General features: G+C 67.9%; 11 protein-coding genes. 8 read left to right on the forward strand and 3 right to left on the reverse strand.

Annotated features, from left to right (window positions below; all coding sequences use genetic code 11):
- The first annotated feature begins 150 nt into the window (after positions 1 to 150).
- From EGM87_RS19670 to EGM87_RS19680, 3 genes are read left to right on the forward strand one after another with little or no spacing between them, the layout of a single operon-like run.
- Positions 151 to 3,345 (forward strand): efflux RND transporter permease subunit, encoded by a 3,195-nt coding sequence (locus EGM87_RS19670; protein WP_025546661.1) that lies wholly within the window; start codon positions 151 to 153, stop codon positions 3,343 to 3,345.
- Complete coding sequence (locus tag EGM87_RS19675) at positions 3,338 to 4,531, forward strand: efflux RND transporter periplasmic adaptor subunit (RefSeq protein ID WP_137709029.1); 1,194 nt, start codon at positions 3,338 to 3,340, stop codon at positions 4,529 to 4,531. The genes EGM87_RS19670 and EGM87_RS19675 overlap by 8 nt, the downstream gene beginning before the upstream one ends.
- Positions 4,521 to 5,915 (forward strand): efflux transporter outer membrane subunit, encoded by a 1,395-nt coding sequence (locus EGM87_RS19680; protein WP_025546663.1) that lies wholly within the window; start codon positions 4,521 to 4,523, stop codon positions 5,913 to 5,915. The genes EGM87_RS19675 and EGM87_RS19680 overlap by 11 nt, the downstream gene beginning before the upstream one ends.
- 66 nt (positions 5,916 to 5,981) lie before the next feature.
- Here EGM87_RS19680 and EGM87_RS19685 read toward each other — a convergent pair whose 3' ends face one another.
- From EGM87_RS19685 to EGM87_RS19695, 3 genes are all read right to left on the reverse strand, one after another.
- Entirely contained in the window at positions 5,982 to 6,224 is a 243-nt protein-coding gene (locus EGM87_RS19685) for a hypothetical protein (protein ID WP_025546665.1), read from the reverse strand.
- Between the two features lie 24 nt (positions 6,225 to 6,248).
- Positions 6,249 to 7,172 (reverse strand): formylglycine-generating enzyme family protein, encoded by a 924-nt coding sequence (locus EGM87_RS19690; RefSeq protein ID WP_065846930.1) that lies wholly within the window; start codon positions 7,170 to 7,172, stop codon positions 6,249 to 6,251.
- 127 nt (positions 7,173 to 7,299) lie between these two features.
- A complete protein-coding gene (locus tag EGM87_RS19695; protein ID WP_137709028.1) occupies positions 7,300 to 9,729 on the reverse strand; it encodes a TonB-dependent receptor in 2,430 nt (809 codons plus the stop codon).
- A 361-nt stretch (positions 9,730 to 10,090) separates the two neighbouring features.
- Between EGM87_RS19695 and EGM87_RS19700 the strand changes: the two genes are divergently transcribed.
- The 5 genes from EGM87_RS19700 to EGM87_RS19720 all read left to right on the forward strand — a co-directional run bounded on the left by EGM87_RS19700 (position 10,091) and on the right by EGM87_RS19720 (position 25,096).
- Positions 10,091 to 13,162 carry a CHAT domain-containing protein gene (locus EGM87_RS19700; protein WP_137709027.1) on the forward strand — a complete coding sequence of 1,024 codons (3,072 nt, stop codon included), beginning with the start codon at positions 10,091 to 10,093 and terminating at the stop codon, positions 13,160 to 13,162.
- Positions 13,163 to 13,167: 5 nt separating this feature from the next.
- The gene (locus EGM87_RS19705; RefSeq protein WP_137709026.1) at positions 13,168 to 15,207 is read left to right on the forward strand and encodes an adenylate/guanylate cyclase domain-containing protein; all 2,040 of its coding nucleotides are present in this window, start codon (positions 13,168 to 13,170) and stop codon (positions 15,205 to 15,207) included.
- Complete coding sequence (locus EGM87_RS19710) at positions 15,194 to 15,943, forward strand: hypothetical protein (RefSeq protein ID WP_130029996.1); 750 nt, start codon at positions 15,194 to 15,196, stop codon at positions 15,941 to 15,943. The genes EGM87_RS19705 and EGM87_RS19710 overlap by 14 nt, the downstream gene beginning before the upstream one ends.
- Before the next feature lie 250 nt (positions 15,944 to 16,193).
- Positions 16,194 to 17,981, forward strand: a complete 1,788-nt coding sequence (locus EGM87_RS19715) for a ShlB/FhaC/HecB family hemolysin secretion/activation protein (protein ID WP_226870142.1) — start codon at positions 16,194 to 16,196, stop codon at positions 17,979 to 17,981.
- On the forward strand, positions 17,981 to 25,096 hold the full coding sequence (locus EGM87_RS19720) for a histidine kinase (protein ID WP_171407212.1): 7,116 nt from the start codon (positions 17,981 to 17,983) through the stop codon (positions 25,094 to 25,096). Before EGM87_RS19715 ends, EGM87_RS19720 begins: the two co-directional genes overlap by 1 nt.
- Positions 25,097 to 25,182 lie beyond the last annotated feature (86 nt).

Genomic DNA, 25,182 nt, shown 5'->3' on the forward strand with positions numbered 1-25,182 from the left:
CGCCTTTCTGGCGACGGCCGGAAATGCGGCAAACGATATGCGCATTTCCTGGCGCGCTTCGTCTTTGGTATCAGGCGGCGAAAATATCTGGAGAGGTTGTATCGTCATGTGCGGCGGGGATCGTCCGGCGGCGCATCCGTGGAGTCGTGAATGATCGGTATCGTCAAGGTTGCCCTGCATCGTCCGCTCACCTTCATCGTGATGGCGATCCTGATCGCGATCGCGGGGGTGCTGGCGGCAGCGCGAACGCCGGTCGACATCTTTCCCAATATCCGCATTCCCGTGGTGGCGGTCGCCTGGCAATATGCGGGCCTGTCGCCGGAGGACATGGCCAACCGCATCGTCAATCCCTATGAGCGCGTGCTGACCACCACGGTCAACGACATCGAACATATCGAGAGCCAGTCGCTTCAGGGCATCGGCATCATCAAAATCTATTTCCAGCCGGGCGCCGACATCCGCACCGCGACCGCGCAGGTGACGTCGGTGTCGCAGACCGTGTTGCGCCAGATGCCGCCGGGGATCACGCCGCCGCTTGTCCTGAATTACAGCGCGTCGACCGTGCCGATCCTCCAGCTCGCCCTGTCGGGCAAGGGGCTGTCGGAACAGCAGCTGTTCGACATGGGGATGAACCAGGTCCGCCCGCCGCTGATCACGGTGCCCGGCCTTGCCATGCCTTTCCCCTCGGGCGGCAAGCAGCGGCAGGTGCAGATCGACCTCAATCCGCTGGCGCTTCAGTCCAAGGGGCTGTCGGCGCAGGATGTGGGTGCGGCGATCGCGGCGCAGAACCAGATCAATCCGGCCGGTTTCGTCAAGATCGGGGAAACCCAGTACAGCGTGAAGCTGAACAATGCGCCTTCCTCCATAGAGGCCCTGAACGACCTGCCCGTCAAGGTGGTCAACGGCGCGACCATCACGATGCGCGATGTCGCGCATGTCCGCGACGGCAGCGGGCCGCAGCAGAATATCGTGCATGTCGAGGGCAGCCGGTCCGTGCTGCTGACCATCCTCAAGAACGGCGCCACCTCCACCCTGGCGATCGTGGACGGCGTCAAGGAAAAGCTGCCCCAGATCGCGGCGGGCCTGCCGGACAGCCTGAAGATATTGCCCATCGGCGACCAGTCGCTGTTCGTGAAGGCGGCGGTGGAAGGCGTCATTCACGAAGGCGCCATCGCGGCGGCGCTGACATCCCTGATGATCCTGCTGTTCCTGGGCTCCTGGCGCTCGACGGTGATCATCGCGCTGTCGATCCCGCTTGCGATCTTGGCGGCGGTCGCGGCGCTTGCAGCCTTCGGCCAGACGCTGAACGTCATGACGCTGGGCGGGCTGGCGCTGGCGGTCGGCATATTGGTCGACGACGCCACCGTGACCATAGAGAATATCAACTGGCATCTGGAGCAGGGCAAGGGCGTGATCGAGGCGATACTGGACGGCGCGGCGCAGATCGTGACGCCCGCCTTCGTGTCGCTGCTGTGCATCTGCATCGTGTTCGTGCCGATGTTCTTCCTGCCGGGGGTCGCCGGATTCCTGTTCGTGCCGATGGCGCTTTCCGTCGTGTTCGCGATGATCGCATCCTTCATCCTGTCGCGGACGCTGGTGCCGACCATGGCCATGTATCTGCTACGGCCTCATGTCGAACAGGGCGACGCGCATATGGCCGGAGCGCCTGCCTCGCGCAATCCGCTGGTCCGCTTCCAGCGCGGGTTCGAACGGCGCTTCGAAAGGATAAGGCGCGGCTATGTCGGGCTGCTGCACCGGGCGCTGAATGCGCGCAAGCCCTTCCTGCTCGGCTTCATGGCCGTCGTTCTGCTGTCTTTCGGGCTGTTGCCGATGCTGGGCAGCAACTTCTTCCCCTCGGTCGATTCAGGGCAGATCGCGATGCATGTGCGCGTGCCGGTGGGTGCCCGGATCGAAGACAGCGCCGCCCGCTTCGACCGCATCGCGCGGGAAGTCCGCTCACTGATCCCCGCGAAGGAACTCGCCTCCATCACGGACAATATCGGCCTGCCGGTCAGCGGCATCAACGCCATCTACAATAATAGCGGCACCATCGGCCCGCAGGATGGCGACATGCTGATCGCGCTGACCAAAGGTCATCGGCCGACGGACGAGATCGTCGCCACCCTGCGGCGGGAGCTGCCGCGCCGCTTCCCCGGCACCGGCTTCGCCTTCCTGCCGGCCGACATCACCAGCCAGATCCTGAACTTCGGCGCGCCCGCGCCCATCGACGTGCAGATCGCGGGCAAGAACGCCGCCGGCAATCGCGCCTATGCGCAGAAGCTGCTGGCGAAGATGGCCACCATTTCGGGACTGGCCGACGCCCGCATCCAGCAGCCGGCGCGCTCGCCGCAGCTCGATGTCGAGGTCGACCGCTCGCGCGTCGGGCAATATGGCCTGTCGGAGCGGGACGTGACGACCAGCCTGGCAAGCCAGCTTGCAGGCACGTCGCAGACCGCGCCCGTCTTCTTCGTGAACCCGGAAAACGGCGTGCAATATCCGGTCGTGGCGCAGGCGCCGGAATATCTGGTGGGCTCCATGAGCGACCTTAGCAATGTGCCGGTGTCGGGCAGCGCGGCAAGCGCCTCGGTTCAGCCGCTGGGCGGGCTGGCCACGATCAAGCGGTCCAACACCGTGCCCATCGTCAGTCACTATGACATTGCGCCCGTGCTGGACATCTTCGCGACGACGCAGGGGCGTGACCTGGGTGCGGTCGCCCGGGATGTGCAGCGGGCGATCCGGTCGCTGGAGAAGGAACTGCCCAAGGGGACGACCGTCACCATCCGCGGCCAATATGCGACGATGAACACGGCCTTTTCCGGGCTGGGATGGGGGCTAGCCGGGGCCATCGTGCTGATCTACCTGCTGATCGTCGTCAACTTCCAGAGCTGGGTCGATCCCTTCGTGATCATCACGGCCCTGCCGGCGGCGCTGGCGGGAATCGTTTGGATGCTGTTCACCACCGGTACGACGCTGTCCGTGCCCGCGCTGACGGGCGCGATCATGTGCATGGGCGTGGCGACCGCCAACTCCATCCTGGTCGTCAGCTTCGCGCGGGAGAAGCTCGCTGAACTGGGCGACGCCGGCAAGGCCGCGCTGGAGGCGGGGATGGTCCGGTTCCGACCGGTGCTGATGACCGCCCTTGCGATGATCATCGGCATGGGCCCGATGGCGCTGGGCCTGGGCGACGGCGGCGAGCAGAATGCGCCGCTGGGCCGGGCGGTCATCGGCGGCCTGATCTGCGCGACGGTCGCCACCCTGTTCTTCGTTCCCACCATATTCGCCTTCGTCCATCGCAAGCATGGGCAAAAGGCGCCTTCCCTGGAAATGCAGCCGAGCCATGTCTGAGCACAACCCCATCGAAAATCCCGAGGCGCAAGGACCCGATAGCCGCACGTTGAAGCGGGTAGGGATCGGCGCGGCGGTCGTCGCGGTCGCCATCGTCGGCATCGGCGTGGCGTCGCGGATCAGCGCGACCAATGAACTGAGGCAGGTCGCTGCCGACGCATCCATTCCCACCGTCTCGGTGGTGACGCCGTCCGCCGGTGGCGAAGGCGACGCATTGGTGCTGCCGGGCAATGTCCAGGCCTATAACAGCGCGGCGATCTTTGCCCGGACCAATGGCTATGTGCGGCGGTGGCTGGCCGATATAGGCGATCATGTCGGGGCCGGGCAGCCGCTCGCCATATTGGACGCGCCGGAGGTGGACCAGCAGCTCGCACAGGCGCAGGCCGATTATCAGACCGCGCTCGCCAATGAACGGCTGGCCGCCACCACGTCGAAGCGCTGGGCCTCCATGCTCGCGCAGGACGCCGTCTCGCGGCAGGAGGCGGATGAGAAGGCCGGCGATCTTGCCGCGCGCAGGGCCCTGTCCAATGCGGCGCTCGCCAATGTGAAGCGCTTGCAGGCCTTGCAGGGCTTCACCCGTCTGTCCGCGCCGTTCAGCGGTGTCGTGACGAGCCGGTCGGCGCAGATCGGCGCTCTGGTGGTGGCGGGCAATGCGGCGGCCCAGCCCTTGTTCACCGTGTCCGACACGCATCGCATGCGTATCTATGTGCGGGTGCCGCAAGGCTATTCGGCGGCCATCAGGCCGGGAATGGCGGCGACGCTGACCCTGCCGGAATATCCCGGGCGCAGCTTCGACGCGATCCTGACCAGCAGTTCGGGCGCCGTCGATGCCCAGTCGGGCGCGGTGCTGGTGCAATTGCAGGCGGACAATCGCGACGGGGCGCTGAAGCCGGGCGCCTATGCGCAGGTCCGCTTCAAGGTGCCGGCGGGATCGGGCAATGGCGCGACCCTGCCGGGCAGCGCGATCCTCTACGGCAATGACGGGCCGACCGTGGCGGTGGTGGGCCGGGACGACCGCGTGACCGTCAAGCCCGTCACGATCGCGCGGGACGAAGGCAATGTGGTGCTGCTGTCGGGTGGCGTCCTGCCGACCGACCGGGTCATCGACACGCCGCCCGATGCGATCCGCAGCGGCGACAAGGTGCATGTCCAGGCCGCCGCCAAGGGTGCTGCCCATGGGGGTTGATCGCCGGGCGGCGGCCCTGTTGCTGGCAGGGCTGGCGGGATGCTCGATGGCGCCAGCCTACCGGCCGCCTGCAACCGCCGTGCCGCAGGCGTTCAAGGAGGCTGAGGGTTGGACGGCGGCGACGCCGATGGACCAGGCGTCGCGCGGCAAATGGTGGGAGGCCTTTGGCGATCCCGTGCTGAACGATCTGGAGGCGCGGGCGGAGCAGGCCAGTCCGACGCTGGCGGCCGCCCTTGCGCGCTATGACCAGGCGCGGGCGGCGGCGCGGATCGAGAGGGCGGACCTGTTCCCGCAGGTGAATGCAGGGGGCGATGCCAGCCGTCAGAGGCTGTCTGGAAGGCGTTTCGGCGGCAATGGAACGGCGCCGACCTATGATGATTTTTCGGTGGGGGCCACGCTGGACTATGAACTCGACCTCTGGGGCCGCATCCGCAACGGCGTGAGGGCGGCGCGGGCGGATGCGCAGGCCAGCGAGGCCGATCTGGCCTCCGCGCGGCTCAGCCTTCAGGCGGCGGTGGCGGACGCCTATGCGCGGTTGCGCGGGCTGGACGCAGAGGCGGAATTGCTGCGCCAGACGGTGGAGGCATTCGGCAAGGCCTATCGACTGACGGCAACGCGGCATGATGGCGGCATCGCCTCCGGGATCGACGTCAACCGCGCCAAGACCGTGCTGGATAATGCGCGGGCGCAGATTTCCGCCGTCGCCAACGAGCGGGCGGCGACCGAGCATGAGATCGCTGCGCTGGTCGGGGCGGTGGCGTCCGACTTCTCCGTCCCGGTGCGGGTGCAGCCTCTCGGCGCGCCTCCATTGCCGGCGGGCGCGCCTTCGGAGCTGTTGCAGCGGCGGCCGGATATTGCGGCGGCGGAGCGGCGGATGTTTGCGGCCAATGCACGGATCGGCGTGGCGAGGGCGGCGTTTTTCCCGACGCTGACCCTGGGGCTGTCCGGCGGGTATCAAACGACGCATGGCGAGTTGTTCAGCAAGCCCAGCAGTTTCTGGGGGTTGGGACCGGCTTCGGCGGTGCTGGCGCTGTTCGACGGCGGTCGGCGGAGGGCCGGGGTGAAGATGTCCCGCGCGGAATATGAAGAGGTGAGCGCGGGCTATCGGGAGACGGTGCTGGGGGCGTTCCGGCAGGTAGAGGATGCGATCGCCGCGAACCGGCATCTGGCCGATCAGGCGGTGAACCAGCGCAGCGCGGCCGCGGCGGCAGGGCGGACGAGTGAGCTGGCGCTGACCCGCTATCGGGATGGGGCGTCGGACTATCTGGAGGTGGTGACGGCGCAGACGGACGCGCTGGAGGCGCAGCGCGCGCTGCTGTCGGTGGAGACGCAGCGGATGCGGGCGAGCGTTGCGTTGGTCAAGGCATTGGGCGGCGCGGTCTGAAATCCCGGAAACGCTGGATGCTCCCGCCTGCGCAGGAGCATGGTCCTTGTCAAATCCGGCGCAAATTCAATGCACCTCCGCCTTCATCCGCTCGACCAGCTTTTCGATCTCCCAGGGTTCCAGCACCCAGGTCCGCGTCTTGCGGCCTTCGCGATGGACGGGCTGGGTCAGCAGGATGCGCGCCTGTTCCTTCGCATGGGGTTTGAAGATCGCGAAATGCTGGGCGCAATCACGGATCGTGCCGATGATCGGCGCCTTGCCGTCCAGGTCGATCATGGTGGCGGGCTGGTCCCAGGGCATGTTGAGCATGACGTCTTTTCCGTTCTTGGATAATCAGGGCCGCGGCTCGCGGACGATGCAGCGAAAGCCGATATGGCTGGTGGAACTGTCCACCGCCTGAGGGTGTCGGGCGGCGGGGCGATAGCGCTGGCAATAGCTGGGCGCGCAGAGATGGGAACCGCCCTTCAGCACTTTTCGCGGGATCGGCACATGCGGATTGGCGGGGTCCAGGCTTTCCCGCTTCGCGCCGCCGCGCGGGTTCGCCGGAACGCAACAACTTCCCTTCGCCTTGCGCTCGACCCTGGGTGGGGCATACCAGTCGGCGGTCCATTCCCAGACATTGCCGATCATGTCGTAGAGCCCATAGCCATTGGGCGCATAGGTCCGGACCGGGGAGGTCCGTTCATAGCCGTCCTCCAGCAGATTGCTGTAGGGGAACATGCCCTGCCAGTAATTGGCCAGCATCGCTCCGCCCGGCGCAAGCTCGTCGCCCCAGCCATAGTCCGCGCCGTCCAGCCCGCCGCGCGCCGCGAATTCCCATTCCGCCTCGGTCGGCAGCGCCTTGCCTGCCCAGCGGGCATAGGCCTCCGCATCCTGGAAGACGATGTGGACGACCGGATGATCCCAAAGCTCGTCCAGATTGCTGTCAGGGCCATGGGGGTGACGCCAGTCGGTGCCGAAGCTGAACTGCCACCATTGGCTGAAGTCGCCCAGGTCCACCGGCGTCGCCGTGCGCTGGAACAGCAGCGATCCGGCACGCGCCATTTCAGGCGCCATGCCGGGATAATCCTTGGGGTCCGGCGCGGTCTCCGCGGCGGTGCGATAGCCGGTGGCTTCCACGAACTGCGCGAACTGCCGGTTGGTGACGGGCGTCTCGTCCATCCAGAAGCCGTCCACGCGGACCTGCCGGACCGGCGCTTCCTCCGGATAGAAACGGTCCGAGCCCATGGCGAAGGCGCCGCCCTCGATAAAGCGCATTCCCTGCGCAACGACAGTCCCGGTCTCGATCACCCGGCGACCATAGCGGCGGATCGGCCGGCTGTATCGCCCAAAAACAAGGACGCCGGAAGCGGCTTCGCTTCCGGCGTCCCGGGTGGAGGCGGTTCTAGAAGTCCTTGCGGACAGTCACGCCGATCTTGCGCGGGGTGCCGATATTATAGCCCAGCCGTCCCCGGCCGCCGCGCTCCCGGTCCAGCGAGTAAAGCGCATTCTCGTCGAACAGATTGTTGACGTAGAGCGTGACCGACAGGCCGCTGTTCCAGCTAATGCCGGTCGACAGGTTGACCAGATTATAGGCGCCGAGCTTGTAGGAGCCGAAGTCGAAGGCGCCGGTGCCATAGGCGCCCGTGGCCGGATCATAATAGATGGAATTGGGGAAGCTGCCCGCGCCCGGTTCCTGATCGGCAAGCTGGGTATAGCGGTCGCCCACATGCTGGAAGCTGGCGGTGAAGGACCAGTCGGTTTCCGGCGCGACTTCCGCCGTATAGGTTGCCGCCGCCGCCATCTGGAACTTCGGCACGGTGGGCAGGCGGTTGCCCTTGCGGATGCCGGCGATGATCGCGCCGCCCGCGTCGGTGACGTTGCTGTCGATTTCCGAGTCGATGTAGCTGCCGCTCAGCGACAGGTCGAGATTGGGGGAGACGCGGGCGCTCAGTTCCGCTTCCAGGCCCGCCGTATGCGCCTTCGGCACGTTGAAGAGGATGCGCGAGGAGCAGCTTCCCGCATCCGCCGTGACCTGAAGATTCTTGATGTCGTTGTAGAACACCGCCGCGTTGAAGGTGACGCCGCCGCCCGACGCCTTCACCCCGGCTTCATAGTTCCACAGCGTTTCGTCGTCGAAGGTCGGCCGGTTGCCGTAGGTGGCCGCATCCGGCCCGGTCGCGCCGCCGCTGCAAAGTGGCAGGTTCAATGGGTCGTTGACGCCGCCCAGACGGAAGCCCTTCGACGCCTGGACGTTGAAGGTCAGGTCGCGATTGGCCTCATAGCTGGCGATGAAGCGCGGCGAGAAACCGGTCGATCCGGTCTTGTCGTCTATGCGGTTGTCGCCATTGGAGAACAGGCCGCCGGTCTTGAAGTCACGCGTTTCCTTGAAGTCGTAATAGCGGCCGCCTGCCGTCAGCTTGAACTGGCCGATCTTGTAGCTCGCCTCGCCAAAGGCGGCATATTGCTTGATGATGTATGGAATGTCGGCGTTATAGGGAGAATTGAGCGGGAAACCGTTCGCGGCTCCAGCCGAAGTTCCCGCGCCCAGAGTGGCATCGACGATGGCGTCATAGCCGGGCGTCGGCAGGCGTTGCTCATATGTCCGGTCCACATGGCTGTAGAAGCCGCCCAATACCCATTGGAACGGACTGTCGCCCGTTGAGGCAAGGCGCAGTTCCTGCGTCCATTGCTTGAGTTTGGTCGTGTCGCGCAGATTGGAGGGCAGATTGGCGAGAACGGGCGCGACTCCCAGCGACTGAACGAAGGGCGTGACGGACACCGATCCGGTCAGCGCCGACGCATCGCGGCTGACGAGGATGTCGCGATGGATATAGGTGGTGATCGAGGTCAGCGCGATGTCCGATCCCACATCGATGTTCGCCGTCAGGTCCGCCAGCGTGGTCTTGTCGCGGAACTCCTCGCGCAGCTTCAGATATTGGGTGCGCTCGGGCAGGATGTCGAGCGGACTGATCAGCTCGTTATAATAGAGATGATAGCTGTCCTCCCGGTTGAAGCCGTTGGTCTTGATGTCCTGATAGATGATGCGCGGCGTCAGCTTGATGCCCGGCGCGGGTTCCCAGAGCAGGCTGAGGCGCCCGCCATAACGGCGCCCGTCATTGACGTTCTTGCCCGCGGCCGGGCCGATCGCGTCGATGAAGCCCGCATAATGTTCCGCATAGCCGACCGCGCGAATCGCCGCCGTCTCCCCCAGGGGCAGATTGATCGCGCCCTTGCCCGAATAGCCGACATCGCCGCCCTTCAGGACATTGACGCCGCCCTCCACCGTCCCTTCGGTCTGGCCGAGCTTCGGCTGCTTGGTGATGTAGCGGACGGTGCCGCCCTCCGAGCCCGATCCGAACAGCGTGCCCTGCGGTCCGCGCAGCGTTTCCACGCGATCGAGGTCGAACAGGTCGAAATCAGGCGTGAACAGCGACATGGAGATCACGGATTCGTCCAGATAGACGCCGACCTGTTCCTTGACGCCCGGCTGGTCGCGGACCACCTGGCCCGCCGATACGCCACGCACCGACACCTGGCTTTGGCCGGGCCCGAGATTCTGGACGGTCAGCCCCGCGACGCTCCGCGACACATCCTCGATCGAGGTGGCGCCCATGCGCTGCATGGCTTCGGCGGTCTGCGCGTTGATGGAAAAGGGAACATTCTGGATCGATTCATTGCGTTTGGTCGCAGTGACGATGATCTCATTGCCTGACCAGTCGGACGAACTGTCGGTCGCTTGCGCAAGCGCAGCAGTAGAAAGGCCTGACAGGGCCAGAACAAGGCATGATGCGGACAAACGCAATACGGATTCATGGCGGGGAAATCTTGTCATATCATCCTCCCTGTAGTGAACATGCAATTATGGTTATTGTGGACGCCGGCTGTTCAACTTCGATCATCCATGAATATTGGGTTGAGACAATCTAGATCAGGCCTTTCCCATGATGCAATGAAAATTGCGCTGGAAAGATTGATTCTTGCTCAACTGTCACATCCCTGCCTCACTCCTTGGAACGAGGCGGCGAACAGGGCCTTGCCCGGTGCCTTTCGCCTTGCGGCGCACCATCGGGCGGCGTTATGACGGCCCGATCATGCTAAGGGGGGCCTTGCACGGACATATCCGGCGGGGTTTGGGGGACAAGCCTTTGAGCGATTTGGGGAAGTTGGTTCGCGGGCCTGCCATGTGGGCCGCCTTGAGTCTGTCTGTGGCGGCACATGCCCAGGCAGCGGGCGACCGTCCGCTGTTGAGAGACAGCTTCCGCATCGGCAGCGAGGGCGGCGCGCTGTGCCAGGCGCAGAGCGCCACCGGCGATCCCGCGGCGCGAACCATGTTCGATCGCGCATGGACGCTGGTGTGCCGGGATGCTGCGCGCCCGGTGGGACAGATATATGCGCTGCGGCGCGGTTCGGGCGATGGGGACGCAAGCTTGCTGGACCGGCTGGCGTCGTCGCGCAAGATGGCGGTCGAGTGCAATGCCCCCGGCGGCGTCAGCCTGCCCGGCATGGGGGCGGCGCTCATGCGCAACTGCACGGGCGCAGTCGGTGCCTATCGCATATTGACTGTCGAGCGCAGCAAGACGGTCTATGTCGCCCAGGGCTATGCAGCCTATACAAGCGCCCTGGATCTGGGGCTGCGCTCCGTCATGGCAGGGCGGATCGTGCCGGGCAAGGTCGACATTGCGACGGTGGGGACGAACGATGCGGGTTACGCCCGCTTGCAGGCCGCGACGCTGGACCCGCAGACCGTGCTGGCCGAGGGCTACCGGCGCAATGCGTCGGGCAATTATGCCGAAGCGGCGGAGTTTTTCGACAGCCTGACCGACCGGCTGGCGCGCGATCCCGATGCGGCGAAGCTGACGCCGGCGGAGCGGGCGAACCGGGCGCATGAATATCTGGTCAATCGCGGCCTGCAATTGTCCAATCTGGGGCTGTTCGATCAGGCCGACGCGGCCTTCGCGGAAGCCCGCGGGATCACGACCGCCGATGCGGTGCAAATCCGCCTGCGCCGCAATTTCGAGGCCATGCACCATATCAACCGGCAGGATACGGCCGGCGCGTTGGCGATACTGGACCGTCCCCTGGCTGGCAGCGTTGCGACCGTGGCGGCAGACGGAAACGGCGGGGTTTCCGTGCCGCCCGAGGTGGCCGCCGAAATGAGCAGCGGGGCGATGCAGGCCCGCGCGCTCGGCGTGCGGCAGGACAATAGGCTGACGCCGGTCGAGCGGGCGGCGATCATCGACGCGCAGGCGCAGCAGTTGCGCGGAACGATCCTGCGCCTGTCGGGCCAGCCGGGACCGGCTCGGGACGTGCTGTCGAAGGCGATGGCGCGCGCGGTTGCGATCCGCGACGGGCGGGTCACGTCGATCACGCGCCTGCGCGCCCAGCTTCTGGGCGAGATCGCACTGACCTACGAAGCGCAGGGGGATTATGGGCAGGCTGAGCGTCAGCTGAATCAGGCGCTGACCCTGCTGGGCGCGCAATATCCCGAAACGGTGGCGCTGAACGGCGCAAGGGCGCGGCTGGGGGCGTTCCTCATCCGGCGTGGCCGCAATGAGGATGCGCTGACAATCTATCGCGGCATCGTCGCCTCCACCATGGAGAATCGCGCCACGCTGACCGGCATGGCGAACCAGCTCCAGCCTTATTTCAACCTGTTGACGCGGGAAATTCCCACGCGACCGGAACTGACCGCCGATCTGTTCGCGGCGTCGCAGATGCTGCTGCGGCCCGGCGCTGCCGATACGCTGGAGCAATTGAGCCGCGAGCTGTCCGCCGGGGATGGAGAGGCGGCGCGGCTGTTCCGGCAGTCGGTCTCCCTCTCGCGCGACATAGAGCGCGGACGGATCGCGCTTGCGCAATTGCAGCAGGCGGCGGAGCGGCAGGAGGCGCTGTTGCCCGACATGGCGCGGGCGCAGGCCGACATCGACCAACTCGCGGCCGATCAGGCCAATACGCTGTCCTCGCTGGCGGCTTATCCCCAATATCGCGCCCTCAGCCCGCAGGGGCTGACGCTGGCCGAAATGCAGGCGACGCTGAAGCCTGGGGAGGGCTATTACAAGCTGGCGCAACTGGGCGACGCGCTGTACGCGCTGTGGATCGACGGCGCGGGGGCAACCGGATACCGGCTCACGGCAAGCGCGACGGACGTGGCTCGCAAGGTGGCGGCGCTGCGCGAGACGATCTCCATCGACGTGAACGGCGCACAGACCACCTATGCGCTGGACCTGCCGGTGGCGCGCAGCCTCTATCTCGACCTGTTCGGGCCGGTGGAGCAGCGGCTGACGGCGGCGCGGCACCTGATCTTCGAACCGGACGGAGCGATGCTGCAACTGCCGGTCAATCTGCTGGTCGCGGGGCAGGCGGGCGTTAATGCCTATGAAGCGCGGGTGGCCCGCGGGGGCGACGAGTTCGACTTTCGCGGCGTCGAATGGCTGGGGCGCGACCATGCGGTGAGCACGGCCCTGTCGGCCCGCGCCTTTCGCGATGCGCGGGCGGCTGCGCCCTCCGGCGCGGCGCAGAACTATATCGGCTTTGGCGACAATGCGCCGCTGGCAGGGGCGGTGCTGGCCGCCTCCAGCCGCGGGAGCCTGTCCAACGGGACGGGGGACGATTGCGGTTGGTCGCCACAGCAGTGGAACCGGCCGATTCCGGCCACCGAGCTGCGGGAAGCGGCGCAGGCCATTGGCGGGCAGGGCAGCGAACTGATCACCGGCGCGGCCTTCACTGACGAAGCGGTGATGGCGCGCGGCGATCTCGACCGCTTTCGCATCCTGCACTTCGCGACCCATGGGCTGGTGACGCCGCCCCATCCGGGATGCCCGGCCCGGCCCGCCCTGCTCACCAGTTTCGCGCCGGACGGCAAATCGGACGGGCTGTTGCAGTTCAGCGAGATTTTCGACCTGCGGCTGAATGCCGATCTGGTCGTGCTGTCGGCTTGCGACACTGCAGGCGCGGCGGGGGTGGAAACGACGCGGGCGGCCGGGCTTTCCGGCGGCGGCGGGGCGCTGGACGGGCTGGTGCGCGCCTTCATCGGCGCGGGGAGCCGCGCCGTCATCGCCAGCCACTGGCCGGCGCCGGAGGATTATCGCGCGACCGAAAGGCTGATGGGCGGCCTGTTCGCGGCCGGGGCGGACCAGCCTGTGGCCGACGCGCTGCGGGCGGCGCAGATCAGGCTGATGGACGATCCGGAGACGTCGCATCCTTTCTACTGGTCCGGCTTTGCCATCATCGGTGACGGCGCGCGTCCGCTGATCGCGCGCCGCTGATCGCCATGCCGACGCGGGGCCTGCTGCGCCGCGGTGCGCGACTGGTGCGGGACACGGGCCGCTGGCGGTTGGTGGCGACCGGCGCGCTGCTGCTGCTGGCGCTGTTCCTGGCCGGTTGGGACTGGAACAGGCCGCTCGGCAGCGGCGCGGCGCGGGAAATACCGACCGCCGACGCGGAAAGGGGCCTTTACGACTGGCGAGCCGCCACCTTCGCACCGCGGGTCGCGCAGGACCAGCGCATCCTGATGGTGGTCTATGACGACCAGACGCTGATCGCCACGCGCAAGCGGTCGCCGCTGGACCGGGGTCTGCTGGCGCGGGCGCTCCGCAACATGGATGCCATGGGGGCCAAATCGATCGGCATCGACATCCTGTTCGACCAGCCGCAGGACGAGGATGGCGAACTGCTTTCCGTCCTGCGGTCTATGCACACGCCTGTCTGGCTGGGCTACGCCAATCTGGGCGACAATCAGGAACAGATCATCTTCGAGCAACAGCAATTTCTGGATCGCTTCGTGCGGGCGGCGCGGACGGCGAAAGTCCGCCCGGCCAGCATCCGGCTGGAGACCGATGCCGACAATGTGGCGCGAAGCTGGCCCGTTCCCACGCCGGGCCAACCGCCCCTGCTGACGCTGGCGATGCAGCCCTCGCCATCCTTTCGCGACTATCGCGGCGCGATCCGATTCCGTTTGCCGGTCAGGCAGGCGGACGGATCGGAGGAGCCGGTGATCCCCAGCCTCCAGATCGACACCCTGGCCGATCCCGCCATGGCCCCGGCGCTCGCCGCCATGGTGCGTGGACGGCATGTGCTGATCGGCGGCGACATCGTCGACATCGACCAGTTCGAGACGCCATTGTCGGGGCGGCAAGCCCGGTCGACCATGATCGGGCTGGAAGTGCATGCGACGATGTTGGCGCAATTGCTGGATGGCGCGCGCTTGGTCGCGGTGCCGGAGGGGTGGCGCTGGGCGGCCGCGCTGCTGGTGATCTGTGCGGCGGGGCTCACCAGCCTGGCGGAATTGCGCTGGTTCGCGCTGGTTCCCGCGCTGGGGGTGCAGGCGGGAGCGATTGCGGGTGTGCCGCTCTGGTTGCAGGCGCGGGGGTGGGACACCAAGGGACTGCCGGCCGTCGGCTGGGTGCTGGGATGGGTGCTGGCCTTCACCGCCATCGGAGTGGCGGCGCGGGCCGTCACCTCGCAACAGCGGCGCTTCGCCCAGGCTGCGCTCGGCAAATATCTGCCCCGCGACATCGCCGCGCAGATATTGGCGGAGCCGGAGAAGCTGGCGCTGCATGGTGAAAAGCGGCAGATTTTCACCCTGTTCACCGATCTGGAGGGCTTCACCAAGCTTAGCCACGCCATCGCGCCGGAAATGGTCGCCCAATTGCTGAACCGCTATCTCGACATGCTGAGCGACGTGGTGCTGGCCCATGGCGGGACCATAGACAAATTCGTCGGCGACGCGGTGGTGGCCTTTTGGGGGGCGCCCATCGCGCGGCCCGACGACGGGCGCAACGCCGCGCTCGCCGCCTATGCGATGTGGCAGGCGGGGGAGGCTTTTCGCCGCGACCTGCCGCCGGGCGTGCCGCCGATCGGGCGAACCCGCGTCGGGCTGCACCATGGCGAAGCGATCGTCGGCAATTTCGGGGGTGAGGGGCGCATCCAATATACTGCGCTGGGGGACAGCATGAACACGGCGTCCCGGCTGGAAGCGGCGAACAAGGCACTGGAAACCACTGTGCTGGTAAGCCGGGACGCGATGCTGCTGTCGGGGCTGGACTGGTGGCGGCCGATGGGACGGGTGCGGCTGCGCGGACGCTCGACCCCCGTCGACCTGTTCGAGCCCGCGCCTGAATTTCCGGTGGAGGACCGGGCGGCGTTGGCCGAGATACTGGCGGCGTTCGACGGCGAGGATGCCGTAGCGCAAAGCGCCGCGCGAGAACGTCTCAAAGCGATGGTTAACCATCATCCCGATGATGCGGCCATCGCCAATCTGCTATATCGTTATGAATATGTCGGGGAAGGAGGAAGCTATGGTCTGGGGTAAGCTTGCCGCGCAATGCGCATTGGCCGGATGTGTCGCCGCCGGGCTGGGTGCGCAGGCCGCGGCGGAGACCATGGTGGTCCGCGCTACCGGTCCATCGGCCGCGACCTACAGGCCGGGAAGCAAGCTGGCCGATGGCGGGTCGCTGGTGCTGAAGGCGGGCGATGTGGTGACGCTGCTGGACGCAAGGGGCACGCGGACGCTGCGCGGGCCGGGAAGCTTCCATGCGGCCGCCGCCGCCAGCGCAGCGCCGGCCAATGGCGTGATGCTCTCCGCCCTGCTGGATACGAAGCGGGTGCGGCGGGCGCGAACCGGGGCGGTGCGCGGCGGCGTCGGTGAAGCGCCGGCCACGCCGCCCCGTCGGCCCAATCTCTGGATGGTGGACATCGCGCAGTCCGGAACGCTCTGCATCGCCGATCCCGCCGCCGTGCGCCTGTGGCGCGTGGACGCGGCAAGGCCCGCGACCGTGCGCATCAGCGGCGGGGGCGTGCAGGCGACGGCGAGTTTCGGGACGGGCGAATCGATCGCCGCCTGGCCGGTCGCCGCGCCGGTGCGGGACGGCGCGGCCTATCGCCTGACCGATGGCTCCCGCGCCGCCGATGTCCGCTTCGCACTGCTCGATCCTGCATCTTCGGGGCTGGACGGCATGGCATCGGGCCTGATCGCGCATCAATGCACGGCGCAGCTCGACCTGCTGGTGGAGACGGCGGCGCTGTCGGACGGCGCTGCGCGGAATTGATTGTCGCGGGGCGCGGCCGCTGTTAACCGGCGGCTGGAGCGCAGTCCGGTCCGGTGGCATCGGTTCGGCTGCTCCAGATTAGCTTCGCAGCGTTTTCCGGGTCGGCAGGTTTCGCCTGCCTGGGAAACGCGCTGGTCGCGGGAAAGGGGTGACGGGCAAAAAGCCTGCGCCTGAAAACAGGGGTGGGGCAGCCATGAGGGAAAGGGCTGCCTTTGACGCTTTGGGGACGTCTATGGGGAAGAAGGGGCACATGCGGGCTTCCGCTTTGGGAGGTTCGGCGGCCATGGCGCTGGCGATGCTGCTGCCCGTGGCGGCGACGGCGCAGGTCGCGCCGCGCGCACCGACGCGCGAGGAATTGACGCGCGGGCAACTGACAGGGGAGGCGTCCGCGCAGGGCAGCCGCCTGACGGTCGTGGGCGGCGTCGAGCGCGCACCCTGTCCGCTCGCCGATCCGCGCTACGCCGGCGTGGCGGTCGATTTTACCGATGTGCGTTTCGAAGGGCTGCGTGTCGTCGATCCGGCGGCGCTGGAGGATAGCTGGCGCGAATATGCGGGGCGCGAGGTGCCCATCGCCACCCTTTGCGAAGTGCGCGACCGGGCCGCGACCATGCTGCGGCAAATGGGCTATCTGGCGGCGGTGCAGGTTCCGCCCCAGCGTATCGAGAAGGGCGGCACGGTCCGCTTCGACATCTTCATGGCGCGGCTGGTGGCGATCGAGGTGCGGGGCGACGCCGGCAATGGCGAAAGGCTGATCGCCGCGCATATGGAGGCGCTGAAGGGCCAGCCGGTGTTCAACGTGCGCGATGCGGAACGGCATCTGCTGCTGGCGCGCGACCTGCCGGGCTATGACGTGCGGCTGGCGCTGCGCCCGGCGGGAACGGCGCCCGGCGAAGTGGTGGGCGAGGTGCAGGTGGTGCGCCAGCGCGTCGAACTGGACGTCAACATCCAGAATTACGGCAGCAACGCGGTCGGCCGCTTCGGCGGGCTGGCGCGCGTGCGGTTCAACGACATGACCGGCCTGGGCGACAGCACGCTGTTCAGCATCTTCAACACCGCCCAGCCGAGCGAGCAGACGGTGCTTCAGGTCGGCCACAGCATGGCGCTGGGCAACGACGGGCTGCGCCTGTCGGGCGACCTCACCTATGCCTGGAGCAAGCCGGGGATCGACGGCATACCGCTATCGTCCGAAACGATGATCGCGACGGCGGCGCTCGCCTATCCGCTGGCGCGGCGGCAGGTGCATACGCTGCTGGCGACGGGCGGGCTGGACATCGTCAACCAGGACCTGCGCTTCGGCACCGCCACGCCCAAGGTGCCGCTGTCGCGCGACCGGCTGCGCGTGCTGTTCCTGCGGCTGGAAGGCGAGCTGATCGATCCCGACAGCATCGTCAGCACCCTCGGCTATTCGGGAATAGAGCCGAAATGGCGGCTGGGCGGCATGATGGAGGCGCGCCAGGGCCTGAAAGGGCTGGGCGCGAGCGATGCGTGCGGCGCGGCTCTCGTCAACTGCGCTTTCCCAAGGACGCCGATCAGCCAGTTGGACGGCGATCCTTCCGCATTCGTGCTGCGGGCGAGTGTGCAGGCGGAATATCGGCCGACCCCGAAACTGAGCTTCACCCTGTCGCCAAGGGCGCAATATAGCCCGGACGTGCTCCTTTCCTACGAGCAGATGAGCGCGGGCAACTACACTGTCGGACGCGGCTACGATCCCGGCATCATCACCGGCGACAGCGGCGTCGGCATAGGGGCGGAGCTGCGTTACGGACGGATCACGCCGCGGGCGCCGGGCGCCATCGCGTTCCAGCCCTTCATCTTCTTCGACGCGGCCTGGATGTGGCATCACAGCGCCAATTTCGCCGGGCTCGACCCGCAGAAGCTCTATTCGGCGGGCGGCGGCCTACGCACCACGTGGGACAATCATGCCCGGCTCGACCTGACACTGGCGACCCCCCTGCGCAAGGCCGGTTTCCAGACCGAAAAGGGCGACACGCGGCTGCTCCTTTCCCTGACCACGCAAATCTTGCCGTGGAGGCGTTGATGACCAGGAAGCATGGCACATTCTCGCTCTGGACCCTGCTGGGCCGCACAAGCGCCGTGGCGCTGGCGGTCGGGCTCGGGGCCGGCGCCGCCATTGGCCAGAAGGCGTTCCAGGGCACGCCATCCATAGTTTCGGGCGACGCCTATATCCCGCCGAGCACGAACAGCGTCTCGCTGAACTCGACCCAGGCGGTGATCGACTGGACGCCCGACGATCGCGGGCCGGCCAGTGCCGGCACGATCGACTTCCTGCCCCAGGGCAACACGGTCACGTTCAGCTCGTTCAGCGACTTCACGGTGCTGAATCGCATCCTTCCGCTGGACGGCAACGGACTGCCCGTATCGCGTGCGATCGCGTTCAACGGCACGGTGCAGAGCCAGGTCAGCGGCAGCCCGCCAAGCACCGGCGGAGCGGTGTGGTTCTATTCGCCCGGCGGCATCATCGCGGGCGCGAACAGCGTCTTCAATGTCGGATCGCTGGTGCTGACCGCCAACGCCATCGACATCAGCAACGGCCTTGACCGGAACAATATCCGCTTCGCAGGCCCGGCGGGCAGCACATCGTCCGTCGAACTGCTTCCGGGCGCGCAGATCAACGCGCTTTCGGCCGGCAGCTATGTCGCTCTGGTCGCGCCGCGCGTGGTGCAGGGCGGCACGGTCACGGTCAACGGATCGACCGCCTATGTGGGGGCCGAAGCGGCCGACATCCGGATCAACAACGGCCTGTTCGACATCGCCATCACGGCCGGCACCACGGACGCCAATGGCGTGGTGCACAGCGGCACGACGAACGGCCCTGAATCGGCGGGCAGCACCGACCCGCAGCGCATCTTCATGGTCGCGGTGCCGAAGAACAACGCACTCACCATGCTGCTGTCGGGCAATGTCGGCTACACGCCAGCGACGGCGGTCACCCCGGACGGGAGCGCCCTTGTGCTCTCGGCGGGTTCCGACATCGCCCATGACGCCGACGGGAACCTCATCACCACGCGCAACGCCACGGCGACGGTAGAGGCGGGTTTCAGCATCGGATCGGGCGACTGGCAGAACGACCTGACCGGCACGGCGACCGGCGACATCGTCATACGTCCCGCCGCGACAACGCATTTCCTGGGAAATGTCACGCTGTCCGCCGAACGCGGCATCACCCTGCGGGCCGATCAGTCAGGCGCGATCGCCGCGGACAGGGACATGATCCTCACCGCCGGAAGCGGCGCCACGGGCGGCCGCATCGACCTGCTCGCCTTCGGCGGCAGCGGCGCGGCCCTGACCAACGGACAGATCGACGTCACCGGCAGCCTGACGCTGAACGCCAGCGGCGATGGCGAGGCGGGCGTCAGCGCGCCGCCGCTGATCGGCGGGGACGCGATTGGCGGGACGATCGACCTGATCGCCACGGGCGGATCGATCGCGGCGGCCAGCCTGATCGCCAATGCCGTGGGCTATGCCGGCTATGGCAGCGACAGGTCCGGCAATGCCACGGGCGGGGCGATCACCCTCTCTGCGCTGACCGCCGCCGGACCCTCCGGCACCGAGGGAGGGAGCCTGCGCTTCGGCAGCACGGCGCTTGACGCCTCTGCGGGCACGGCTTTCCAGGTTTCGGTGCCGCCGGTCGATGGCGGCAGCGCCATGGGCGGCAGCGTTGCGCTCAACGGCACGTCCGGCAGCTTCATAACAGGCGGCCTCGACCTCGGGACCGTCAGCGCCAGGGCGCAGGCGACCGGCGGCATCGCCAGCACGGGCGCGGCGGGCAACGCGACCGGCGGCGACATCCGTGTCGCCATTTCCAGCGGCACGCATGAATGGACCAGCCTGAACGCCGACACCAGCACCGCGCCGGGCTATGCGACGGAGGGCGGCAGCTATGGCGCGGCCATCCCCGGCACCACCGGGATCGACATCGACGTCGGCGGCACGGGCAACCTCAATATCCTGACATCCGTTTCGCTCTATGCGGATGCGCGGGCCTTTGGCGGGGGTGCGTCTGGCGGCACGCTGCGGGCCGGGCGGATCAACATCTCCGCGCATGACGGGGGCAGCTTCGCGATTGCGGAGGATCTGTTCGCCACCGCCAATGCGTCCGGCTTCCCCGCTTTTCCGGGATCGACCTTCCTGACGCCCCGAACGGCCGACGCCTTTGGCGGGACCATCAGCATCGGCGCGGCGGGCGGCAGCTTCGGTGCGGCGGGGCTTTATGCCAGCGCCGGAGGCTTTGCAGGCGACGCGCCGGGCGTGGCGGGGAGCGGCACCGGCGGCGGCGTGACCCTGTTCGCCAGCGCTTCCGGCGGGCAGCGCGGCAGTTTTTCGCTCAGCGACTGCGCCAGCTATTTTTGCCGCGTCTCTGCCGATGGCTGGGGCGCGGCGGGCGCCGACGGATCGAACGGAACGGGCGGTTCCATCCTGCTCCATGCCAGCGATGCCGATTTCTCGGTGCCTGGCGAACTGACGCTGCAAGCCCAAGGCGTGGGCGGCGGCGCGGCGTCCGACGGCGTTGCCGGTCGCGGGGGCGATGGGCTGGGCGGCAGCATCCTCGTGGAAAGCCGCCTCGGTCTTGCCGGCACCGGCGACCTCAGCTTCGGCAGTCTGTTCCTGTCGGCGGAGGGTGCCTCGGCGCCCTCCAGCGACGGCATGTCCTTCAATGGCGGCGATGCCGGCAACGGCACGGGCGGAACGGTCAATATCAACATATCGGGCGGCAGCCTGACCGCCGATCTCCTGGATGCGCAGGCGAGCGGCTTCGGCGGCGCGGCGGGCGAGAACTGCCTTAGCTGCGAAGGCGGGGGCACTACGGCGTTCCTTGCGGGCAGCGGGCAGGGCGGCTCGGCCGGCTTCCTGATCTCCGGCGGCGCGGCGGCCATCGGCACGCTGGCGCTGGGCGCTCACGGCACCGGCGGCGAAGCGGACGGCGCGAACGGCCCATCGTCAGCGGCAGCCATTGCCGGTGCCGGCCTGGGCGGCCATGCACTGCTCGAATCGCGGGGCGGCACGCTGGAACTGGCGACGCTCGGCATCGATGCCAGCGGCACGGGCGGTCTGGGCTATCCGGTCTTTCAGGCCGACGGCGCGGATGGCGGAACCGGCATGGGCGGTACTGCGGGTCTGCTGATGACCGCCGGGAGCGGCGGGCAGGTCACGATCAGCGGCGCGGCCGTCGTCCGCGCATCGGGTCAGGGCGGCGATGGAGCGGAGACGGGCTCCGACGGTCCCGGCAATTATGCCGCCGGTTCCGGCGGCAGTGGAACGGGCGGCGTCGCGGATGTCACGCTGGCAGGCGGCATGCTGACCGCGCCTTCGCTTCTGATCTCGGCGGAGGGCCTTGGCGGGGCGGGCGGCAATAACGGCAGCGACGGGCCGGGCGCGGCAGCGGGCGATGGCTTGGGCGGCACCGCGCGCTTCTCCTATCTGAACGAAGGCCATGCGATCGGCACGGTCACGGTGAAGGCCGACGGGCAGGGTGGGGGGGCCGGCAATAGCGGCTTCTTCAGTTTCGACAATAGCGGCAATCCGACATTTTTCTATGGCGTCGCGGCGGGCGGAGCCGGCGGCCGGGGAACGGGCGGCGTCGCCGCCATGCTGGTCGACGTCGATCCGCTTTTCGCCAGCCTGACCGTCAGCGCCGACGGCATCGGCAGCATGGGCGGCGGCGGGGGGACCGGCGGCGCTGGCGGTGCGGGGACGGGCGGCGTTGCGACGCTCGATCTGGCGTTCGGCACGACGACGGTGAGCGGCGCGCTGCGCGTCACCGCTGCCGGCCTGGGCGGTGCTGGCGGCATGGGCCATGACGGCAGCGGCGGGCGCGGCGGCGATGCCTTTGGCGGTAGCGCGACGTTCGGCCTGACTGGATCATCCACCCTGCTGGATGCCAGCGACATCGGCGTGCTGGCCGAGGCGCTAGGCGGGGTGGGCGGCCAGAGCGGCGTGCGCAGCGGCGCTGGCCTTGCCGGGGCGGATGGCGGCGACGCGACCGGCGGCACGGCGCTGCTCGATCTCAATGCTGGAGCGGCGGCGATAACGGGTCTCGCGCTGCGTATCAGCGGCAATGCAACGGGTGGCGATGGAGCTATCGGCACGGCCGGGCCGGTTGGCGGCAATGGCGGTGCGGGCGGCAATGGTTTCGCTGGCTCCGCCACCTTGCATATTGCGGATGCGCGCATGGCGGCTGGCAGCGCTTTGCCCCAGATGCCGGCCTACAGCATCACGGCGGTCGGCCTGGGTGGCAACGGAGCAGATGGCAGCGCGGGCAGCAATGCGGGCCTCACCGGCGGCCTGGGTGGTAGCGGCGGGAACGGCATCGGCGGCCTTGCGGCGTTCGACGCGGGTAATGGCGATTATGTGCTGGGCGGCCTCACCCTGCGCGCGGATGGATTGGGCGGGCCTGGCGGAATCGGCGGCGCCGGGCCGGCGGGCGCATCGGCCGGGGGCGCGGCGGGTCTGGGCAGCGGCGGCACCGCCAGTCTGGCCAATGGCGATGGCGGCCTGCTGTCACCGGGCGCGCAGCGGCTGATCGACGCATTGTTCATGGGCGCGAACGGCGACATGAGCGGGCTGGTCCGCTTCACCGACAGCAGCACAGCCGCCAACGCTGGGCTGCGCGTCAACGGATCGCTCGCGCTTTCCAGCCTAGGTGTTCCGGTCGCCGGATTTTCCCGGATCTCCTTTGCGGCGAGCAATGCCGTGCAGGTGGGTGGGAATGCCGGCTTCACGAGCGATGGACCGCTTTCCTTCGCCTTCACAGGGTCGGGGGGGCTGGCCGCGACCGGCGCGCTCACCGGAACTTCAGGCACGCGCATCGACCTGAGCCATGCCGCGCGGCCGCTGGGCAGCGACAGCCTGTTTGCGAACAGCATCCTGTTCACGACTCCCGGCGATGTCACCCTGTTGACGGCGGGCAGCCTGCGCGCGGTGGCAGGTCTGACGATCCTCGCCACGGGGGGCAATATCGGCCTCGCCAGCGGCAGCGCCCTGACGGCGGGCGGCGACCTGCGGCTGTTCGCGCAGGGCAGCGTCAACGGCACGGGCGCTGCCGCCAGGGCGGGCGGCACGGCAGCCATCGGCCTGGGCGGGGCGGGCGACATAGTGCTGGGTGATCTGGCGTCAGGCACATTGCTCGATCAGGTCGATTCCGCCGGCAATCTGTTGGGGACGGGCGGCATTGCGATCGGGGGCGACTTCGCCGTCTCCGGCCGGCTTGACATTGGCGCGGGCACCGGCACCCTGTCCGCCGCCAATATCGACATCGGGACGCTGTCCGCCGATACCCAGCGATTGGCGGCGTCCGGCGCTCCGGTCCGCATCGGCAATGCGCTGATGAGCGGCGATCTGATCGTCAATTCCAGCCTGCTGCTGGGCAATGCCGATATTGCAGGACTCCTCCAGGTGCGCGCGCCGGGGCCGTCGGGCCTTGCGCAGCTTGGCGGCGCGGTGGCGGCGGGCGCGATCGACATCGCTGCGGGCGCCATCGTCAGCAGCGGCCTGACGGCGCGCAATGGCGACCTGTTGCTGCAATCCTCAACCGACCTGAATGTGACGGATGCCCGTGCATCAGGCGCGATCGTCATGGCCGCCGCCAATCGCCTGACCATCGGCAACGCAGCATCAGGCAGCAGTCTGGCCCTGTCCGGGCAGGGGATCGACGCCGCCAGCCTAAGCGCGGGCGGCCAGAGCCTGCTGAACGCGGGCGCCGGCAGCCTGATGGTGGGCGACATCGCATCGGCTGGAGCGATAACGGCCAGCGGAGACGTGGTGAGTCTCGGCGCGACCGGCAACATGGCCGTAGCGCAGGCCACGGCATCGGCAGGCGCGTTGCTGTTGAACGCTGGCGGCGCTCTTTCCATTGTCGATGCGAGTGCGGGGGGCAATATGACGCTCACCGGCGGATCGATCGATGCGACCGCGCTCGACGCCACGGGATCGCTGACGGCCACCGCCTCGGGCGTGGCGAGTTTCGGCAATGTGACGTCGCAAACGGGCGGCATCCTGTTGAATGCGGGAGGGTTGCTGAGCCTGACGGCTTCCGTCGGCGCACGGACGATCACGATGGCGTCCGGCGACATCGTCCTTGGCGGGGCAGCGCGGATCGGCAGCCTGAGCGGAACGAGCCGCATCGTCTTCAACGCGGTGAACCTGCAACAGCCCGCTTATGTCGGCGGCAGCGACGTCGCCGGAACCTACAGCCTGTCGGCGGCGGAACTGGCGCGGGTAGCGGCGGCGGACATCGCCATCGGCGCGCCCGGGCGGGGCGTTGCGGGATCGCCCGACATCGTCGTGCGGGATCTGACCCTTGGCACCGCCAATCTGCCGGGTGGCGGCCTGCTAACGATCGGCGCCGGCGGGCATCTGCGCGTCGAGGGGGCGGTACGGCTGACCGGACGCTCGGGGCAGGGCGGGCTGATCCTGTCGGCGGGGCAGATGTTGGACATCGTCGCCGGTCCCGGCTCCATCGACATCAGCGACGGCAATGGCGGATTGGGCGGCGTCTTGACACTGGACAGCCCGAACATCATCGCCGCGTCCCTGTCGGCCATGGCGGACGTCGCTTCGACAGGCTCGCTCATCGCCAGGGAATTGCGGCTGGCGCAGAATGTAGGGCTGGTGAACGATACGGGCATCCTGCGCGCGGGGACGATCCTGGCGAATGCGAGCCAGACCTTCTTCATCCAGAATAGCGGCCTCTCCAGCACGATCCCGGACCGGCGCGGCTTCACGGCCAATGCGCTGCTGATCGGCTCGGGCGGCTCCGCGTTGCAGATCGCCATCAACGGGCGGCTTGCCCTGCCCATGGGCGGTTTCGCGCAGGGGCTGGAGACGGTTCCGCTGGTCGCCGTCAATGGTTCCTATGCCCTGGGGTCGAAGGTCAACGGCTGTCTCATCGGCAATCCCGCCGCCTGTACCGGCACCGGCTTCGACAGCCGGGATACCTGGAACGGCGTGCTCGATCCTTCGGTGTCGGTCAGCCGCATCTTCACCCTCTCCCTCATCGAATTGCGCGACATCGTGGCGCAGGGCTATCCGCCGCTGATCGACGAGCCGGTGACGGGCGCTGGCAATGAGGATCTGTGGGAACGCTCCTGCGGCGGACCGGATGAACCGAACTGCGCGGAAGGCGGCGCGCGATGATCGGCGGACAAAGGTAAAACGGGATTGAAACAACGGGTTGAACCCGTAGAGAGAAATGCACGGCGGACGCAGGGGAAAGCGTCCGA

Origin of the sequence: Sphingobium sp. RSMS, from assembly GCF_005406185.4 — a bacterium.
GTDB lineage: Bacteria > Pseudomonadota > Alphaproteobacteria > Sphingomonadales > Sphingomonadaceae > Sphingobium > Sphingobium fuliginis.

Coding starts and splice junctions, on each gene's coding strand:
- EGM87_RS19675 (WP_137709029.1), top strand. CDS start 3,338: ATGTCTGAGCACAACCCCATCGAAAATCCCGAGGCGCAAGGACCCGAT.
- EGM87_RS19695 (WP_137709028.1), bottom strand. CDS start 9,729: ATGACAAGATTTCCCCGCCATGAATCCGTATTGCGTTTGTCCGCATCA.
- EGM87_RS19710 (WP_130029996.1), top strand. CDS start 15,194: ATGGTCTGGGGTAAGCTTGCCGCGCAATGCGCATTGGCCGGATGTGTC.
- EGM87_RS19720 (WP_171407212.1), top strand. CDS start 17,981: ATGACCAGGAAGCATGGCACATTCTCGCTCTGGACCCTGCTGGGCCGC.
- EGM87_RS19685 (WP_025546665.1), bottom strand. CDS start 6,224: ATGCTCAACATGCCCTGGGACCAGCCCGCCACCATGATCGACCTGGAC.
- EGM87_RS19690 (WP_065846930.1), bottom strand. CDS start 7,172: ATGCGCTTTATCGAGGGCGGCGCCTTCGCCATGGGCTCGGACCGTTTC.
- EGM87_RS19670 (WP_025546661.1), top strand. CDS start 151: ATGATCGGTATCGTCAAGGTTGCCCTGCATCGTCCGCTCACCTTCATC.
- EGM87_RS19680 (WP_025546663.1), top strand. CDS start 4,521: ATGGGGGTTGATCGCCGGGCGGCGGCCCTGTTGCTGGCAGGGCTGGCG.
- EGM87_RS19715 (WP_226870142.1), top strand. CDS start 16,194: ATGCGGGCTTCCGCTTTGGGAGGTTCGGCGGCCATGGCGCTGGCGATG.
- EGM87_RS19705 (WP_137709026.1), top strand. CDS start 13,168: ATGCCGACGCGGGGCCTGCTGCGCCGCGGTGCGCGACTGGTGCGGGAC.